Source organism: Streptomyces sp. NRRL S-244, from assembly GCF_000717915.1.
Taxonomy (GTDB): domain Bacteria; phylum Actinomycetota; class Actinomycetes; order Streptomycetales; family Streptomycetaceae; genus Streptomyces.
Genome location: NZ_JOCX01000062.1, coordinates 1 through 1,337 on the forward strand (window position 1 = coordinate 1; position 1,337 = coordinate 1,337).

The 1,337-nt window shown below is 76.6% G+C and carries 1 protein-coding gene and 1 pseudogene; both read right to left on the reverse strand.

What is annotated here, in order from left to right; all coding sequences use genetic code 11:
• On the reverse strand, window positions 1-784 hold a 784-nt coding region (locus tag IF02_RS0131955; protein WP_051696697.1), incomplete at its 3' end, for a hypothetical protein.
• 321 nt (window positions 785-1,105) lie between these two features.
• A pseudogene (locus IF02_RS35835) lies at window positions 1,106-1,337 on the reverse strand (hypothetical protein); the annotation flags it as partial.

Here is a 1,337-nt window from a genome sequence, read left to right on the forward strand (position 1 = left end):
GGGTGTCGGGGGCCGGGGGGTCGGCCGGGGCGCGCAGGCGGCGGGCGGCCAGCAGCAGGCCGGCGCCGGCGGCGAGGGAGGCGACCCCGCCGATGCCGAGGAGCCGGTTGCGGGGGCCGGTGTCGGCGAGGGACCCGGTGTCGGCGAGGGAGCCGGCGGCGCCCGTCTCGCTCTCGGGGCCCTCGATGGAGAAGCGGTAGCCGCCCGCCTCGCCGACCCAGTCGCCGTCGTCCGCCTTGCGCTGCACGAGGGCGGCGTCGGCGAGGACCTCGCCGGGGGGCGTGCCGGGGGCGAACGCCAGCCTGACCTTGACGGTCAGGGAGCCGCCGGCCCGGACGGCGAAGCCGGAGAAGGCCTCGCCCCCGTCGAAGACGGCGATGATCTCGTCCCGGTCGCTCCGCTCCAGGCTGACGGGGAAGGTCCCGCCCGGGGCCTCGAACTCCATCCGGAAGTGGGCGGGGAGCAGGGCGCGGGCCGTGTCCGTGAACACCACGACGGGGTGGATGGCGGTGCACTCGGAGTTGGTGGTGTTGGTGAGGTCCAGGAACCAGGTCTGCGGCCCGCCGCCGGTCCGGTACACGGCCGGCCCGCCGCGGATCCGCGCGCCGATGGGGAAGGCGCTGCTCTTCCCGTCGCCGCAGGTGGCCTCGATCCGGGACGGCAGCGCGGGCGCGGGGCGGGCGCCGCCGCCGTTGCCGACGTCCGCGGCCGCGAGCGGTGCGCACAGGGCGACGGCGGCCAGGACGGGGACGGCGGAGAGGGCAAGGGCTTTGCGCAGTCGCATGGAAGACCTTCGCTTCGCTGCTCGCCGGACGGGAGGACGGTGAACGGTGAACGGGCTGAACGGGCTGAACGGGCTGAACGGGCTGAACGGGCCGACGGGCCGACGGCCGGACGGGCTGACGGCCCACCAGACCGATGGCCGAACGGACCGACGGCCTACCAGACCGATGGCCGAACGGACCGACGGCCTACCAGACCGATGGCCGAACGGGCCGATGGTCGGACGAGGCGACAATCACCCCGGCCTCCCGGCACCCTCCCACGCGCCCACACCCCCCTCCCCCCGCCACGCCTGCCGGCTCCCGCCTTACGCCTGATCGGATCAGCCGAGGACGAAGGGCAGCCGCGCGGCCAGCGCACCGAGTTCCGCCCGCTCCGCGGGGGTCGGCACCCGTCGGCCGGTACCCACGAGAAGCGCGGCGCGGCCGGCGGCGGAGCCGACGTCGTCGAGGTGGACCTGAGCAGGCGCCGCAGCAAAATCCAGCCCCGCCGGCGTTTGAGGCGCGGGGGTCTGGGGGCGGAGCCCCCAGGACGGGGTCCGGGGCCGCGCCCCG